Source organism: Flavobacterium cupriresistens (assembly GCF_020911925.1).
In the GTDB taxonomy this organism is placed as follows: domain Bacteria; phylum Bacteroidota; class Bacteroidia; order Flavobacteriales; family Flavobacteriaceae; genus Flavobacterium; species Flavobacterium cupriresistens.
Window position 1 is genome coordinate 3,619,453 of the sequence record NZ_CP087134.1, and the last position, 17,688, is coordinate 3,637,140.

General features: G+C 35.2%; 15 protein-coding genes. 3 read left to right on the forward strand and 12 right to left on the reverse strand.

Annotated elements, in window-relative coordinates:
- The first annotated feature begins 20 nt into the window (after positions 1-20).
- The 3 genes from LNP23_RS15400 (at position 21) to LNP23_RS15410 (ending at position 2,487) form a co-directional block, all read left to right on the forward strand.
- A complete protein-coding gene (locus LNP23_RS15400) occupies positions 21-737 on the forward strand; it encodes a tRNA threonylcarbamoyladenosine dehydratase (protein ID WP_047779140.1) in 717 nt (238 codons plus the stop codon).
- 174 nt (positions 738-911) lie between these two features.
- Positions 912-1,574, forward strand: a complete 663-nt coding sequence (locus LNP23_RS15405) for an HAD family hydrolase (RefSeq protein ID WP_230001864.1) — start codon at positions 912-914, stop codon at positions 1,572-1,574.
- 70 nt (positions 1,575-1,644) lie between these two features.
- Positions 1,645-2,487, forward strand: a complete 843-nt coding sequence (locus tag LNP23_RS15410; protein WP_047779137.1) for a DUF2911 domain-containing protein — start codon at positions 1,645-1,647, stop codon at positions 2,485-2,487.
- 1,412 nt (positions 2,488-3,899) lie between these two features.
- On the opposite strand, the gene LNP23_RS15415 is transcribed toward LNP23_RS15410, so the two are convergent.
- The 12 genes from LNP23_RS15415 to LNP23_RS15470 all read right to left on the reverse strand — a co-directional run bounded on the left by LNP23_RS15415 (position 3,900) and on the right by LNP23_RS15470 (position 17,547).
- Positions 3,900-4,526, reverse strand: a complete 627-nt coding sequence (locus LNP23_RS15415) for an MCP four helix bundle domain-containing protein (RefSeq protein WP_047779136.1) — start codon at positions 4,524-4,526, stop codon at positions 3,900-3,902.
- A gap of 96 nt (positions 4,527-4,622) precedes the next feature.
- The gene (locus LNP23_RS15420; protein WP_230001865.1) at positions 4,623-5,153 is read right to left on the reverse strand and encodes a hypothetical protein; all 531 of its coding nucleotides are present in this window, start codon (positions 5,151-5,153) and stop codon (positions 4,623-4,625) included.
- Between the two features lie 98 nt (positions 5,154-5,251).
- The gene (locus LNP23_RS15425) at positions 5,252-6,982 is read right to left on the reverse strand and encodes a sodium:solute symporter family protein (protein WP_230001866.1); all 1,731 of its coding nucleotides are present in this window, start codon (positions 6,980-6,982) and stop codon (positions 5,252-5,254) included.
- A 121-nt stretch (positions 6,983-7,103) separates the two neighbouring features.
- Positions 7,104-9,635, reverse strand: coding sequence for a PIG-L family deacetylase (locus tag LNP23_RS15430; RefSeq protein WP_230001867.1), 2,532 nt, complete (start codon positions 9,633-9,635; stop codon positions 7,104-7,106).
- Between the two features lie 155 nt (positions 9,636-9,790).
- Entirely contained in the window at positions 9,791-10,324 is a 534-nt protein-coding gene (locus tag LNP23_RS15435) for a hypothetical protein (RefSeq protein ID WP_230001868.1), read from the reverse strand.
- Between the two features lie 218 nt (positions 10,325-10,542).
- Positions 10,543-12,360, reverse strand: coding sequence for a hypothetical protein (locus LNP23_RS15440; protein WP_230001869.1), 1,818 nt, complete (start codon positions 12,358-12,360; stop codon positions 10,543-10,545).
- 80 nt (positions 12,361-12,440) lie between these two features.
- Entirely contained in the window at positions 12,441-13,541 is a 1,101-nt protein-coding gene (locus LNP23_RS15445) for an AI-2E family transporter (protein ID WP_230001870.1), read from the reverse strand.
- Between the two features lie 616 nt (positions 13,542-14,157).
- The gene (locus tag LNP23_RS15450; RefSeq protein WP_047779129.1) at positions 14,158-14,688 is read right to left on the reverse strand and encodes a mechanosensitive ion channel domain-containing protein; all 531 of its coding nucleotides are present in this window, start codon (positions 14,686-14,688) and stop codon (positions 14,158-14,160) included.
- Between the two features lie 11 nt (positions 14,689-14,699).
- Positions 14,700-15,284 (reverse strand): Maf-like protein, encoded by a 585-nt coding sequence (locus LNP23_RS15455; RefSeq protein ID WP_230001871.1) that lies wholly within the window; start codon positions 15,282-15,284, stop codon positions 14,700-14,702.
- Positions 15,277-16,203 (reverse strand): geranylgeranylglycerol-phosphate geranylgeranyltransferase, encoded by a 927-nt coding sequence (locus LNP23_RS15460; RefSeq protein ID WP_230001872.1) that lies wholly within the window; start codon positions 16,201-16,203, stop codon positions 15,277-15,279. The genes LNP23_RS15455 and LNP23_RS15460 overlap by 8 nt, the downstream gene beginning before the upstream one ends.
- Before the next feature lie 71 nt (positions 16,204-16,274).
- Positions 16,275-16,802, reverse strand: a complete 528-nt coding sequence (locus LNP23_RS15465) for a KdsC family phosphatase (RefSeq protein ID WP_230001873.1) — start codon at positions 16,800-16,802, stop codon at positions 16,275-16,277.
- Positions 16,786-17,547 carry a Rossmann-like and DUF2520 domain-containing protein gene (locus tag LNP23_RS15470; protein WP_230001874.1) on the reverse strand — a complete coding sequence of 254 codons (762 nt, stop codon included), beginning with the start codon at positions 17,545-17,547 and terminating at the stop codon, positions 16,786-16,788. Before LNP23_RS15470 ends, LNP23_RS15465 begins: the two co-directional genes overlap by 17 nt.
- Between the last annotated feature and the right edge of the window lie 141 nt (positions 17,548-17,688).

A 17,688-nucleotide genomic window follows, 5' to 3' on the forward strand; every position in this document is an offset into this window, starting at 1 on the left:
TTTTAAACAATACAGATAATATGGCAGAGTGGACAGAAAGAGCCGAGCTTTTATTTACCAAAGAAGGATTAGAAAACTTGCAAAACTCCAATGTTTTGGTAGTTGGCTTAGGTGGTGTGGGATCATTTGCAGCTGAGTTTTTGGCCAGAGCAGGTGTGGGGAGTATGACCATTGTGGATGGCGATGTAGTAGATATTACCAATATAAACAGACAATTACCGGCTTTGCATTCTACAGTTGGAGAGCCAAAAATAAAGATCGTAGGAGACCGTTTGATGGATATTAATCCGGAATTAAAACTGACGCGAGTTCAGGAATTTTTATCTCCTGAGCGTGCTTTTGAAATTGTTACTCCTGAATTTGACTACGTTCTGGACTGTATTGACAGTATTACTCCGAAGTTAAATTTAATATTTGCTGCAAAACGAAAAAGAGTAAAAATCATTAGTAGTATGGGTGCTGGTGGAAAAATGTTAGCTTCGAAAGTAAAAGTTACTGATATTTCTAAAACCATAAATTGCTATTTTTCTAAAACCATTCGCAAGCGTTTGAAAGAAGCAAAAATCAATAAATTGAAAGTTGTTTTTTCTTCAGAAATTCAAGATGAGAAAAGTTTGAAATTAACAGACGGAAAAAACTTCAAAAAATCATTCTACGGAACCAACAGTTATATGCCCGGTTTATTTGGTCTTCATGCTGCCGAGACGGTGATTAGATATTTGCTTACTAAAGTTTAGTCGCAGTTTACAGTTGCAGTTTGCAGTCACAGTTTGCAGTCGCAGTTTGCAGACACAGTTTACAGACACAGTTTACAGACACAGTTTGCAGACACAGTTTGCAGACACAGTTTACAGACACAGTTAAAAAACTCAGAACCTTAGTAGCTCAGAACCTCAGAGACTTAAAAAAAAATGATAAAAACAGTAATTTTTGATATGGACGGCGTTATTGTCGATACGGAACCCGTTCACCGTTACGCTTATTACAAACAATTTTCTGAGCTCGATATTGAGGTTTCAGAAGAAATGTATACTTCGTTTACCGGATTTTCGACACGAAATACGTTTCAAACGCTAAAAGGGCATTTCCCGACTATAACACTGGAAGTAGAGGATTTGATTCAAAGAAAAAGAACAATTTTCAACGATGCTTTCGATACCAAAGAAGATTTGTATCTGTTGGAGGGTGTGGAAGATTTGATCAAAGATTTATATGCGAGCGGAATCCAGTTAATTTTAGCATCTTCAGCATCGAAAGTAACCATTGAACGTGTTTTTAGCCGATTTAATTTGCATCAGTATTTTACGGATCTTGTGAGTGGGGAAGACTTCCCGCAATCAAAGCCCAATCCGGCTATTTTTTTGCATGCGGCATCCCTTTCAAAAGCACCGAAAGAGAACTGTATTGTGATTGAAGACAGCACTAATGGTGTGCTGGCTGCCAAAGGTGCAGACATCTTTTGTGTAGGTTACAACAGCCCACATTCTAAAATGCAGGATTTGTCAGCTTCGGATTTAATTATCAATGACTTCAAGGAATTAAATGCTGAAAAAATATCGCAATTAGGCGCTTGAATTATGTAAAATTTAACATTTGTTAGCTGATTGAATTGTAAATTTGAATAAAACAAATAAACCTAAAACAATGAAAAAACTACTTATTGCATTAGCCCTTTTTATGGCTCCTTTTGCTTCAGAAGCACAGGTTAGAACACCACAGGCAAGTCCAAAAGCTTATATCAAACAAACGGTTGGTTTAACCGATGTTGAGGTTACCTATTCAAGACCCGGAGCGAGAGGTAGAGCTGTATTTGGAAATTTAGTTCCGTTTGGAAAATTGTGGAGAACTGGTGCTAATGAAAATACGATCATTAACTTCGGCGATGATGTTGTAATTGATGGTAAAACATTAAAAAAAGGGAAATATGCAATTTATACGATTCCTAAAATAGAAAGCTGGGAAGTGATTTTCTATCTTTCTACTGACAACTGGGGATTGCCTGAAAACTGGAACGATGCTTATGTTGCCTTAAGAACGACAGTGAAAGAAGATGCTTTGCCAAAACCGGTTGAAACTTTTACAATTGGTATTAATGGTTTAGATCCTAATTTCGGTTTTCTGGAAATCGCATGGGAAAATTCACATGTTGCTTTAAAATTTGAAGTTCCAACTGCAAAAACAGCTACGGCAAGTATCGAGAAAGTATTGGCAGGACCATCATCAGGAGATTACTTTGATGCAGCGCAATATACATTTCAGTCAAACGGAAATATTGCCGATGCCAGAACTTATGTGGACAAATCATTGGACATGAGTGCTGAAAAACCATATTACATTTTAAGATTAAAATCACTAATTCAGGCAAAACAAGGCGATAAAAAAGGAGCAATTGAAACAGCAAAAGCCTCTTTAGCAGCTGCTGAAACGGCCAAGAATCAGGATTACGTAAAAATGAACAAAGACAGCATCACAGAGTGGAGCAGATAAAAAAAGATTCTTTGAATCTTTTTTAAAATTTCAAAATATTTAAAATTCCAAATTCCAAATTTAGTGGGATTTGGGATTTTTTTTTGTGGTTTAAATTGCTTTGCAATATGGTTTTTTTGTGTGCTATTTTTCTTTGGTCGGATGGATTAGCTAATGGTATTTTATTTTTAGTCATGCATTTTTTCTTGCAACCTTGTCATTTCGAAGAATGAGAAATCGCACTAGCTGCTCCGTTTCTATTTTTTACAATTTTGTCATACTGAGAAACGAAGTATCTTCACAAGTAATTCTGTAGAGTGAAGCTCAACGGTATCGATTCAGCAAACGTAGATTCTTCGTTCCTCAGGATGATAAACTGTACGGGGTTTCTATTTTTTACAATTTTGTCATACTAAGGAACGAAGTATCTTCACAAGTAATTCCTTAAAGTGAAGTTCAACGGTATCGATTTAGCAAACGTAGATCCTTCGTTCCTCAGGATGACAAACTGTACGAGGTTTCTATTTTCCACAATTTTGTCATACTGAGGAACGAAGTATCTTAACAAGTAACTCCGTAAAGTAAAGCGCAACGGTATCGATTTAGCAAACGTAGATCCTTCGTTCCTCAGGATGACAAACTGTACGGGGTTTTTATTTTTCCACAATTTTGTCATTTCGAAGAATGAGAAATCACACAGGTAATTCCGTAAAATGAAGCTCAACGGTATCGATTCAGCAAACGTAGATTCTTCGTTCCTCAGGATGACAAACTGTACGGGGTTTCTATTTTCCACAATTTTGTCATACTGAGGAACGAAATATCTTCACAAGTAATTCCGTAAATTAAAGCTCAACGGTATCGATTCAGCAAACGTAGATTGTTCGTTCCTCAGGATGGACAAACTGTACGGGGTTTCTATTTTTTACAATTTTGTCATACTGAGTAACGAAGTATCTTCACAAGTAATTCTGTAAAGTGAAGCTCAACGGTATCGATTCTGCAAACGTAGATTTTTCGTTTCTGAGGATGATAAACTGTACGGAGTTTCTATTTTCCACAATTTTGTCATAGTGAGGAACGAAATATCTTCACAAGTAACTCCGTAAAGTGAAGCGCAACGGTATCGATTCAGCAAACGTAGATCCTTCGTTCCTCAGGATGACAAACTGTACGGAGTTTCTTGTGTGATTTCTCATTCTTCGAAATGACAAAAAGTGAGTGGAAAGGTCTTAAAAGGTAAAACTTTAAAGAAAAATCAGGAATAAACTTTACGATCTTGGAAAGCCTTAAATCGAAGATGAGGCTTAGGATATCGAAACCTGAAACCTGAAACTTCAAACTTCAAACCTGGAACTTCAAACCTGAAACTTCAAACCTGAAACCTGAAACAAAAGAAACAAAAAAAACAAAAAATCCCCCTCCCTCTAAGTTTAATTCAAGCTAGGAGATTCAGGAATTTTTACCGTTTTCTTTTTCTTAATAATCAACAGATAAAAAGTAATCCCACCCAAAATGACAAGTAAGGCTATCTGAAGTTGTCCAAGACTATTATTACCGCTATGCATGGCATTCGCGGCTTTTAATTTTTCCTTTCCTTCTGTAATCTGAATTTGAGAGAGTAATTCTAACGTTTTTAAAGCTTCATCGCTTGCTTTTGAAATTTGAATCCAGTTTTTAGCTTGAGATTGTTTATGGATGGTCTCGCATGAATTTAGAAAGGCTTGAAAATAAGTTTTTTCTTTCGGTGTTAGAACTGTTTTAGCATACAGATCATCTATGGTGTGGATAATCTTTAAGGTACTTGCGATTTCATTCTTTTTGATGGTATCGCTGAGGTTTAATTTTTCGGCTTCTGTTTTTATAAAATGAAGCTCTTTGGAGTATTGAAAAATATAATGCGCTACTACTAAACGATCTTTGTAAATCGCATTAATGTTTTCGTTAACATTTTTGGAGTTTAGTAAGGTGTTGAAATTACTCAAAATAATAAGAAGCATGACAATAAGCAGAATGAAAGCCGCTTTGGTTTTGTTGCTGTATTTTTTTAAGTCTTTCATAATGGCGTTTTTGGAATGGTTAGTTTTTCAAAGATAGAGATTTTGAGGTTGAAAAATAACCTTGAAATTAAGGACTATTTGTTTTTTATCTTAATTTCAGTCTGTTTGTGGAATACGTGTGACATTAGATTTTGAAACAAGTTTATTTTGATTTATTAGCCTAAAAGTTTCTTTGTTTATCACATTGGCACCTCTTGATAGAAAATAGGGACTTTGGCATTCTCCATAACTGATATAAACCAGATGATTATTATCTTCTAAATTTTCATTTTCTCTCATTGCTGAAGTGTAGCTTTCCATACCGCTGATCATAAAAACGGGGTTGCCCTCACGATAAAGTTGTGTAGCAATCCCCTTTAGTAGCTCTTCGGCTGCCAATTGTATATCTATTTCAGGAGAGGATAGTAATAACATACAATAAGATAAGGAACATATATTTGTTCGCTTAAAATTTGGATATTTTTCAAAAATAACCGCTCCTTGATTTAAATTTTCAAAGCATTTCGTATACAGTTTTGTTGAAATTGAATGATCTTCAAATATAGTGTCCTTTACATTTTGACCTTCAACGTGCAGACAAAAACAGAACAAAATAAGTACGAGTGATTTTCCGAATACAATTTTCATAAAAAATAAATTTAAGATTATCCAAGCTCAGTTTTCGATTAATAAAATCTGCCAAATCAGCTAAATCTGCGTGAAATTTTGCTCACGAAAAAACAAATCTATAACTCATTCAATTCAAGCTCATTTCGCTTAAAAACAAATAATTGCATCAATAAAGCCAAAACAATTGTCAAAATTGCCCCGATAAAGTTCAACCACAAATACCCTAATTTTTCCTGACCACTCGGGTAAATATGAATCATGAAATAATAGATGATAAAAATGGTAATCTGACTGATAATGGCACTGTAAAACATGGCTTTTGCCTGAACATGACGTAAGTAAAAACCAACCAGAAAGATTCCTAAAACCGTTCCGTAAAAAATAGAACCAATAATATTTACTAACTGAATAAGGTTTTCAAATAATGTTCCCACACAGGCAAAAAGTATGGCGATAATTCCCCAGAAAAGGGTGAAAAATTTGGTTGCATTCAGATAATGTTTCTCTGATTTTTCGGTTTTTAAGTTTCGTTTGTAAATGTCAATGGCAGTTGTTGAAGCCAATGCATTTAATCCGGAAGCGGTTGAAGACATGGCAGCCGAAAGAATTACGGCTAATAATAATCCGATAAGGCCTTTTGGCAGATAGTGAAGAATAAAATGAAAAAACACATAATCTTTATCATTCGTTTCACTGTTACTGTCTGCCTTAGAAATGATTTCTTTGGCACGGTCACGCAAGTCTTTTTCCTTATTGGATAAAGCAACCAACTCTTTTCGCAGAATCGGGTTATCATAATCCTGATTCAACTGATCGATGTATAATAGATTGATTACTTTTTTATCATCAGAAAGCGTGTTTAATTTTTTCTCTAACGTATGATACTCTTCTTTGAATGCCGATTTCTCGATTACAATTTTATTGTTTGGATTAAAATTTAACGGAACCGGATTAAATTGAAAGAACACAAAAACCATAATTCCCGTAAGCAGGATAAAGAATTGCATAGGTACTTTTAAAAGCCCGTTCATTATTAGTCCCATCTGACTTTCGCGAACTGATTTTCCGGATAGATAACGCCCCACCTGTGATTGATCCGTTCCAAAATAAGCAAGTGCAAGGAAAAAACCTCCTGTAATCCCGCTCCAGAACGTATATTTTTCTTCAGGATTAAAAGAGAAATCTACAATATTCATTTTATCATTTGCTCCGGCAATATGCATGGCACTGGAGAAAGTCATATCATTTGGGAGATAATGTAAAATCAGGAAAAAGGTGATAAACATTCCAGTCATAATGACGAACATTTGTTGTTTTTGAGTTACGTTTACCGCTTTTGTACCTCCGGAAAACGTATAAATAATTACCAGCAAACCAATGATAACATTCATAAAGGTCAGGTTCCAGCCTAAAAGAGCCGATAAGATAATTGCCGGTGCGTAAATGGTTAATCCGGTTCCTAAACCTCTTTGAACAAGGAAAAGAATTGCCGCTAAAGATCTGGTTTTAAGGTCGAATCGCTTTTCCAGAAATTCGTAGGCAGTATAAACTTTTGCTTTATGATACAGCGGAATAAAAGTCACACAAATGACAATCATGGCAATTGGCAATCCAAAATAAAACTGTACAAAACCCATTCCGTCATGATACGCTTGTCCGGGTGTTGACAAGAAAGTGATGGCGCTTGCCTGAGTTGCCATTACAGAAAGTCCGACGGTATACCAAGGTGTTTCATTGTTGCCGAGAATAAAATCCTCGACATTTTTACTTCCTTTGGTTTTCCAAGAGCCGTATCCAACAATAAATAAAAGTGTAACAATTAGAACGATCCAATCAAATAGTTGCATAGGTTATGAGTATAATTGCATGATTAAGAGAAAAATCAGAATGTAAATGGCATTGGCCACCAAAACGTAGGTGTAGCTTTTTTTCCATTTTTTTGTTTTTTTATCTTCCATTTTTGAAAATTTATTGCTTTAATTGCTGTTTAGGAGCTTCAATAGGCTGTTTCAATGAGATAATATTCGAAAGCAAACGATATGCTCCCGCAACACCTTCAGGTAATTCTCTAAAAAAGCTTAAACCGGTGTAAATGTAATATCCTTTTCCATATGGTGCCACTAATAAGGCTCCATTTTTAGCAGACTCTCCTTTATCATGTGACGATAAAATAGGAGTGAAGGCAGGGTCATATTGATCCGGATAATAGAGACCCTGTTCTTGTGTCCAGCCTTCAAAATCTTTAGTGCTGATTTTATTTGGGGTGTTTAAAACAGGATGATTGGGCGCCAAAAATGTGATTTTTGCATTTTCTTCTGTTACACGGTCATTTGATATTTTCAATGGGTATGGTGCAAGTTGATCGGTTACTAGTCTACCATATGTATTGTATTGCACAATCATATTTTTACCGCTTTTTACAAATTCAAAGAGTACTTTTTGCTTGTTGGCTAGAGCATTGACTGTATTATAAGCACGAACTCCGGTAATAACTGTATTAAAAGAATCTAGTTTTTCAGGTGTAATTTCCTCAGGTTTCAAAAGAGTTACTTTATACCCCATTTGTGTAAGACTTTCAGGAACCTCATCACCCGCTCCCATAATATATCCAACGGCATCTCCTGAAGTTTTTAAGTCAATGCGGATGCATTTTGATTCCGCTGACTTCAGGATCATTTGTTTGGTTATATGACTGTAATCAATGATCGTTATGCTTTTGTCAAAACGTTCTTTATCTATAGCAATGACACTTTTTGCAATGGCTTCTTCGGGTTGAACGGGTGGTGTCACTTCAAAATAAAAGGTCTGTTCCATTCCCTTTTTTTCTAAGGCAAATGAAATTTGGTTTGGCGAAATCAACCAGCCTTTCCCTAATTCTAATTGTACGTTTCCTTTTATGTTGTCTTTTCCGGCACGAACTTTTACCGGAACCAATTTGCTTTTGGTATCCTTAAAAATCAGCACTTTTTCTACGATTGAAGTGGTTGCTTCAGGCACAATATCCAGAAAATTGTACATTTCACCTTTTACGCCGTCATTGTATTTGTAAATAACAGTACGTTCAAACGGAATCTCAACACTACTAATTTTTACATTAAAAAGAACTTTTACTTCTCTTATAATATCAGGAATTCCAATATTTTCCTGATTGGATACGGTATAGATTCCTTCTGAAGCTTTTTCTTTTAGCCAATACGGTTGTGTATACTCGATTGTGGCGGGAAGTTGAGTTTGTAGGCTTATTTTTTGATCGTTATTATTTTTTAGAACCGTGTTTTGAACCGTAGTTTTATGTTCCGGTAAAGTCGTTACACTTGTCAGTACCATTTCTACAGCAGATCGGTTAATCGCTTCAAGACTTAGTTTAACAATACTTCCTGGAGTAGCTTCCTGTTCGCTTGCAGCTGCTTCCAGATATAAACCGGCAGAAGACGCAATAATATTTTTTATGGCAGCAGATTTTACACTTTTCCAGTGCTCATCTTCTAAAGATTCAATCATCGTGTACGCTTTTACCAAATCCGGTATGCTTGCCGACGGGTTGCTGAAATTGTAGTTGGTTATAATTTTAGAAATCAGTTCACCGATAGGTTTTCCGTTTTTAACGCGATTCCAGCTGGTGTCAATTCCTTCAAACAATACATTCGGATCTTTGGGAGCTTCTCCGTTAATCAGTTCTAAATATTCGGTTTCATTTCCGCGAACTCCTGTACTTCCAAAACCTTGTGATTGATGGCGACTGCGACTTAGGGCAGCAATTTCCTGATTTGATTTACCAATTCCGGTATAATAGACACCTGTTTCTAAGGTTGCAAATTTAGATTTATTGGCTGCTTCAAAATTTTCCTGACTTCCATAAAACCACCATGAAGTATTAAAGTATTGGCGTTTTACCTGCCAAGGCTTCACATATTTTAGTTGTTCAGGATATATTTTGGGGTCATTGGTCAATTTAAAACTTTCAACACTTAACATAGCAGACGAAGTATGATGCCCATGTGTTGAACCGGGTGTGCGGTGATCAAATCGATTGATAATTACATCCGGCTGGAATTTTCTGATCGTCCAGATAACATCGGCCAAAACCTTGTCTTTGTCCCAAATATGCAAAGTTTCCTCAGGATTTTTTGAGTAGCCAAAGTCATTCGCTCTGGAGAAAAATTGCTCTCCACCATCTACTTTTCTTGCTTCAATTAATTCCTGAGTTCTTATAACACCTAACAATTCACGTAATTGAGGACCAATTAGATTTTGACCTCCATCACCACGGGTTAAGGACAAATATCCGGTTCTGGCATTCATTTCATTAGCGAAATAAGAGATCAGACGGGTGTTTTCGTCATCAGGATGTGCAGCCAGATACAATACAGATCCCAGAAAGTTTAATTTCTTGATTTGATTGTAAATTTCTACGGCATTTGGTTTCTGTGGTTGTTGTGCAAAAGAAATGGAAGTTCCGACTAAAAAAAGAAGAAGAATTTGTATCTGTATTTTTCGCATGGTTGGTTTAGGTGTTTTTTGAAAGAAGTTCAAAAATACTAATTATATTATTGAAGATAGTGCAAATGAAATGTTAACGGTTGATTTTTTTGCTATTAAAACAGACAAAAAGAGAGTATCAGGATTCTGATACTCTCTTTTTATTTAGGAAAGAATTACCTTCTTCCCGGGCGGTAAGGACCATCATGTCTGCGATCGTGATCGTGGTCATCATCATCGTCGTCGTCGTCATCATCTCTGTCACGTTTCTTATAATGTTTATCATAGTTTTTGTGATTTCTGTGATTGTCATTATAACCGTAAACCGGTCTTGGTCTACAACTTCTTTGTGGCGCTCCGTGATATCCTTTATAATATCTTACTTTGTGTCTGTTAAAGTAAGTGTAAGGAGTTCTACCGTGATAATCTGTTAATACTACTTTATACCCGTCGTATAAATCGTAGTTGCGATATTGTCTTGGTAAACGGTTTACTCTTGACCATCTTCCTCCTCCATAACAAATAAATTGCGAGGCTCTTACATCATAATAAGCTTCAATGTCGGGTAAGTAATAGTACTCTGTTTGTTCATAACCTGCAGGGCCCCATGCTGGTGGAGATCCTATGTTAACATTTATAGATACCTGGGCTTGCGTGGCGTTTGCAACCAAAAGTAATAATCCTGCGATTGCTATTTTAACTGTTTTCATTTTTTTAGTTTTTTGTTAATTTTAACTCTAATAGGCAATATTCATATACTGTGCCAAAAATAAAAACAAAATGCATTTTAACCGATAAATGATGCTTTTTATCGATATTATTTTGTTAATGATTTGTAAAGTATTTGATTTTTAAAGTGTTGCGAATTTGAAAAAAAATCTAAAAAAAAGTTCAACGCAAAGTAAAATGCAAAATAGGAGCTTGTAGGCTATTTATACTTTACAATTCTTGGTTTGGCGAGTTCAAAACTCTGTAAACCACCATAATCAGTGGTTTCAAAGGTATTGGTTTTGAATAGATTATCGCCTTGCATCGGGATAGTAGGGTAGTAGGATAGTGATAATTGAAAGGAACTGAAAACCAAATAGTCATTGCTAATCAATAAACCTATAGTCAATTTAGAGTACGCTTTATTTTTAAACATGGCGTCATTCTGGCTTCCGAGCACACCTATCGCGTAATTAAAAAACGGATTCAGACGAAAACCCAAAAGTTCATAAGGAGAATAGGTTTGGGTTTGCAGTGCCAAAACCATTTTACTTGTTCCGTAGAGTGGGGCATTGAAGCCTGCTAATCCATTTTGTTCGTTTAAATTTAAGCGATCTCCCATACTGTCTGCCCGATTGATTCCCAATATCAATTGTGGGTTAACAAATTGCCTTAATTTCCAATTACCAATACTGTATAATTTTGTAAAGTAGTTGGACTCGAGCAATATTGAGGTTTGATAGGTTTTAGATTGATGAAAGTATGTACCGGCCTCAAAATTCATACTTAAGAAACCTAATCTGTAATAATTACCAAAAGAAAATTGAGCACCCAGATAAGGGCGCCAAATGGTGTTTTTGTATTGATAACCGAAGGTGATACCATAAATTCGCCCAATAGGAATGTCTTCTGTCCGCCCATTTCTAAAGATATAACTGTCCTTAACGAATTTTCGGGTGTTAAATCCGATTCCGCCTAAAAAGAGTTTTTCATTAGAATAAAAATTAATAGAGTCGTATTCAATAGTTGGACTTTCTTTGTAATCAATATTAAGGAAACGTGTAGAGACAATCAGATTGGTTATTCCATGATGTTCATCTTCAAAAACTTTTGAAGCATTTCCGACCCAAAAATCCTGAAAACGGTATTTAAAGGGCTGAAAAGCAAATTTTAGATCCGGCCCCTGCAAACTGTCTTTTTTATAACTTTCACCTAAGTAAACACCGCCAGCCCATTTGGTTAAAGGGGAATAGAAAGCACGTTCCACATCAATGCTTTTGTTATAGTTATTGTCAAAGTCTATATTGTATTTGAGTACAGTGCTGACAAAAGTGCGTGCAATATTAGGTATAGTATAGGTTCCATCATGCCCATCTGCACCATCGGCAAAACGATTTGTGAACTTGTAATCTAATTGCTGTCCCGTTCCGAAGAAGTCCTTTTCTTTTAATCCGATACCAACCCGACTGCTCGAAATTGAAAATCTCGGAATAGTACTCCACGAATCTAAAACGCGGATGGTAACATCGATAGAATCTGATGCTTTGCCGGCTAATTTGTTTGAAATTTTCACAGCAGTTACATACCGTTGCGATCGTATGATACGTTCCGATTCCTGCATTTTATAGGAATCATAAGGCGCATTCCTTTTTAATAGCAATAAATTGTAAATGGCTATTTTTTTTGTTTTTAAATGAAGCCTGTTACCGGTTCTTTCTCCCCAATTCCGAGGCATAGCAGTGGTGTCTGAAACAGAATGTCCAAAGGGATCTAAAGTAACAATTGTTATTTTTCGAATGATTTTACCATTGTAATCAGTGGTGTCTTTTTCTACCGGTTCCGTTTCTTTTTTTCGGGGTTTGCTGGTTCTGAAAAAGAGTTTGTGTAACGTTTTGGTAAATTTGTTTTTTTTAGAATAGTTTCGAATTTTGGTATATATTTCGGTACTGTCTTTTTTTTGTTTCGTATCCTGCGCGCAGAGGCTTTGCAGGCTAAAACAAAGGAGTAGAACAATAACTATTTTTATTTTTCGAAACATTCAGATCTATTTGATAGCTTAAGATGATTTTTAAATGAAATATAAGCTAAATATTATTCATATTTTGTATCGCTTGTAATTTAGTTTTCAATCTTTGCTTTTTTAATTCTCCAAATAAACCTTTTTGGCATGTGATTGCCCATTAAATACCCCCAGGGTTCCAGTGATTCGATTCTGTCAAAAATAATTTTTAAAATGGCCAAAAGCGGTATTGCCAGGAACATGCCTGAAATTCCGGCTGCCGCGCCTCCCACTATAATTCCCATGATAGATACAAACGCATTAATTTCTACCTTAGAATTGATAATTAAAGGCACGAGTACATTATTATCAATTAATTGCACAATAAGATTCACAATCAAAATACCCAGTATTATGGATGTTTCCGCTGAGCCAGTAAGTGAGGCTAAGATCGTTATTATTCCAGCGGCTGTGATTCCAATATAGGGTATAAGGTTTAAGAGGCCAGTTATTAGTCCTAGTAGTATAAAATATTTCACACCAATAATCCAAAGACCTAAGCTGGTTAAAACAGAAACAACAATCATTTCTAAAATTAAACTTACGATATAATTATTGATCGAAACTTTTATCTGAGTCAAGATATCTTTTAGTACGGAATGGTTGTCTCTGTCGATTAGTTTGGCCAAAAAGAGTATAAAATGATCTTTATACAGTAAAAATAAGAAAGTGTAAATCGGTATAATGGTACAATCTAAAAGGAGATCACTTAGTGAGATTATGGCAGAACCTAAAGTTGCATTTCCATTGGCAACAGAGTCTTTCGTCACATTCGTAATGTACTTTTTCTGCTCGCCAATGCTAACATTAAAATTGTCTTTTATAAATTTATGAATGTCAGTAATAAAAGCACTTGCGTTCTTTTTGATCGTCTCGAAATCATTTGCCATATCCGTGACTTCATAAGAAATGAAAATGAAAATTCCGGCAACAAATAAAGCAAAAAGCAATACACAAAGTAATGCAGCGAGATATCTTGGAAATTTGAATTTGGTGTTTAAAAGTGTAAATACCGGAAGTAACAGTACTGAAAACAGAAATGCCATTAATACAGGAGTAATTACATCTTTTCCAATGCAAAAAATAAAGGCAAAAGACAGCAGACTTACCAGTATAAGGGGAAGTTTAGCATAAAATGGCAATTGTACAGGTTCCGTCATTTTTTTGAGATTTAAATAAAACTAAAAAGTTTGCTTAACAAATATTATACTTTATTCTAATACTATTGTTTTAGCTTTTCTTCTTTAGATTATAAAATTCCCATTCAATTATTATGTGATTAAGTTAAGATGTTTTTCACGCAGATTTTGCAGATTTTGCGGATTCTGCGGATTTTTTTATTTTGATCTGCTAAAATCTGCGTGAGACTTTTTTTTATACTTAACAAAATGATATTGTGCTTCAGATAGAGGTAAATGGTTGAGAGGTGTATTAGCTTTAGTCGAAAGAATCAGGGTATAATTCGGCTAAAGCCCTTAAATCTTGAACTAATTGCATTCCTCCAGCTGAAGCAGGAGGCTATTCAAAATAATGCTTTTGCAAATAGTTTAATTTTTGCTAGAAATTTAAATTATTATAATTCAGAGATGAGGAAAGATGGTTAAAAAAGTGCCACGCAGATTTAAGCAGTATGAAATAAAAAATCCGCAAAATCTGCGGAATCTGCGTAAAAAAATAGCTTAACTTAATGACATTGCGCTAAAGCAAGAGGTTATTCAAAATGACGCTTTTACGAATCTTTTAATTTTAGGGATTAGAGCAGGGAATTTGAATTAATTAATCAAAAAACTCTTTCTCTTCGTAATGAACCGGCATGATTGAAATTCCTTTTTGCAGCAATAAGTTGTTTGGAAAAATAATTTTCTCACCCTCTTTGGTTTTTAAATTTACATGAAAGGCGCTAATATCTTCAATTTCGGCCTCGATCGGGAAATCTTTATCGTGAATTTTTATAGTGTCACCAATTCTAAAAGGAAATGAAAAGAATAAAATCATCCCTGAAGTAATATTGCTCAGTATAGACCATTGCGCAAACATAGCGACACCAATTACAGTGGCAATTGAAGATACAGTGATAAAAATGTCTTTCGTATCAACGCCCCAAATTACAATCAGGCTGATGATTACTAATATATTCATTAACAAATGAATGTATTTGATCACCAAATTTGTCCGATGCTCTAATAATTGACTGGAACTGGCATAACGACGGATTAATTTGGCAATAATCATTCTTAAACTAATCAGTGTAAAAAGGAGAATTCCCGTCGTTATAATTTCCTGGCTATACTCTTTAAAAGTAAACATAAACTTATTTTTTAATCTAAAGTACTCAAATATTCATAAACTTTAGCAGTTGGAAGTCCCATTACATTGGTATAAGAACCTTCAACCTTAGCAACGGCCATAAAACCAAACCATTCCTGGATACCATAAGCGCCAGCCTTGTCATAAGGTTTGTAGTTGGCGATATAGTACAAAATAGCTTCGTCAGACAAATCTTTGAAAGTAACTTTGGTAACATCATTTATTACAGTAGAAGCAGTGTTGGTCTTAAAACAAACCGAAGTAAAAACTTCATGTGTGTCGTTTGACATTGATTTTATCATTTCAAAGGCTTCTGCTGCATCTTTAGGTTTTCCTAATGCTTTGTTATGATGCCAGACAATAGTATCGCTGGTCACTAAAATTTCATTCGTTTGGAGTTCACCCTCAAAAGCATTTGCTTTTAGTACTGCTAAATAATCCGTTATTTCAACAGCTTTTAATTCGGGAGGATAGATTTCTTCTACGTCCTTTAATCTAATTTCAAAGTCTAAATCCAGATCTTTGAAAAATTGCTGCCTTCTTGGAGATCCTGAAGCCAGAATCAGCGTGTATTTTTTTAGTTTTTCTTTAAGCATTGTATTTAATATTTACGGCAATGACTATAATTGATAAAATTCCAAAAAGCAAAATCAACTTTAAAACGGTACTTAAATGATGAAACTCCTTTTGCGATTTCGCCCCGACTATCTTGACAATAAAATATAAAAGAGGCGCCAAAACAAACGCAAAAGCATAAAAAGTAACGATAAAAAGACTGTTTTCTATAAAATATTTATTGATATAAAGCACTGATAAAATAAATGGAATAACAGCGAGCCCTAAAGCAATTTTTGCCGTTCTGGCACTTCCAATCGCGATTGGCAACGTATTCATTCCCTGATTGTAATCGCCGTTTACATCTTCGATATCCTTGATTATTTCACGAATAAAATTAATCATAAAAGCAAATAAAGCATAATCGATTAAGATAGAAAATAAACTTGCCATTTGTGCCTGATTATCCGTATTTGTAGCCGGAAAAATGTCAAAAACACCAATAATTACTACACTAAAAGCTAATAACAAGGCCACAATTAAATTACCTAAAATCATGATTTGTTTTAAAGACGTAGCATAAAAATAGAGCAATGAAGCGATCAGAATAAAAATCGTAGCAAAAGTAGGCCTCATTATTACATTAGATAGATAAAAACCTATAGCAACACCACTAATAGTAAGGGCAATGTAAATGTTATAAGCAGCTGTCTCCGTTATCCCTTTACCCACCACAACATCATTGGGTTTATTAATGGTATCTGTAGCAACATCAAAAATATTATTGATTACATAACCCGCCGCTGCAATTAAAACGGTGCTTAAAACCAATAATCCGTATTGCCAGTCGGCCAAAGCCAGCGGAATATCCTGCTGTTCTAAAAATGCATACCGAAATAAAAGCTGCATAAAAGCAAGCATAAGTAGGTTCTGATATCGAATGAGCTTGAGGAATTTCATTTTTTTATTGTAAATTGTAACTGAGACTTAATCTGCGACTAAAAACTGAGACTGAAAACTAATCATGAAAACTAATCATGTTTCCCACTAAAATGCTCCATCCATTTTCCTTGAACTTTCATTACTTGTTCGATTACATCACGCGCAGCGCCTTTTCCGCCTTTTACATGAGAGATATAACGACAAATATTTTTGATCTCCGGGCTTGCATCCTGAGGAGAAGTAGGTAATCCCACCAATTGCATCACATGAAAATCCGGAATATCATCTCCCATATACAATACATTTTCCGGTTTGATGTTGTGGAGATCTGTATATTCTTTGAATGTCGCTACTTTATCAGGCGTTCCTAAATAGATATCATTAATTCCTAAATTGCGCAAACGAATACGAACACCTTCATTGCTTCCTCCCGAAATAATGCAAACATTATAGCCGCTTTCTACTGCCGCTTTCATGGCGTAACCATCACGAATATTCATTGTGCGAAGCATTTCTCCTTCATTAGTTACAAAAACCGAACTGTCTGTAAGTACACCATCAACATCAAAAACAAAGGTGTTGATGTCATTCATTATTTCTTTATAATTTCTTGTCATTATTCTGTATAGATTGTGTTAATATAGTATAGATGTTTTTTTGTTTTTCGTTGGTCAAATACGCTAAATGAGCTTCAATTGTGGTCGAATCGTTGCGTTTTGCAGGCCCTGTTTGAGCATCAATTGGATTTAGTGTTTTTACTTTTTCGGCAGTTTCCTGAATCAAAGGTTTTAAGATCGCAAAAGGGACTTGGTGTTCTTCACAAATTTCCTGTCCGATTTGATACAAATGATTGGTGAAATTATTGACAAAAACGGCTGAAACATGCAGCGCTTTTCGCTGTTCCGAATTAATTGGGTAAACCGCAGTCGAAATACTCTTGGCTACCGTTTCTAAAACGCGATAATCATAAGGGTTTTCTGCTTCCAAACAGATCGGAACGGTTGAAAAATCAACCTCTTTGGTTTTAGAAAAGGTTTGAAGCGGATAAAAAACACCATTTCTGTTCTTTACATCTAAAACAGCAAGTGAAGCGGTTCCCGAAGTATGAACGACAATTCGGTTTTGAAACGGCAATTGTTTAGAAACTTCCGAAATAGCTTTATCCGAAACCGCAATGATATACAAATCGGCTTCTTTTAAGTCTTCAAAAGCACTTACAATTTTTTCAAAACCAATTAGAGAAGACAACACTTCTTTTTTTCTGGAAAATACCTGCACAATCTCAACAAGGTCACTTTTAGTAAAAGCCTTTATCAAATGCTGGGCGACATTTCCCGAACCAATTACAGTTATTCGAATCATACCGCAAAATTAGCATTATTTTTTCTAAAGTTAATTGCTTTTAATTCGTTTGTCATTTGAAGAAAAGTAAAGCGCACTTCTTTAATATTTTAGAAGAAAAGAGCAATTCATAGCACAGTTAAATTAGAATTTCGAAACTAC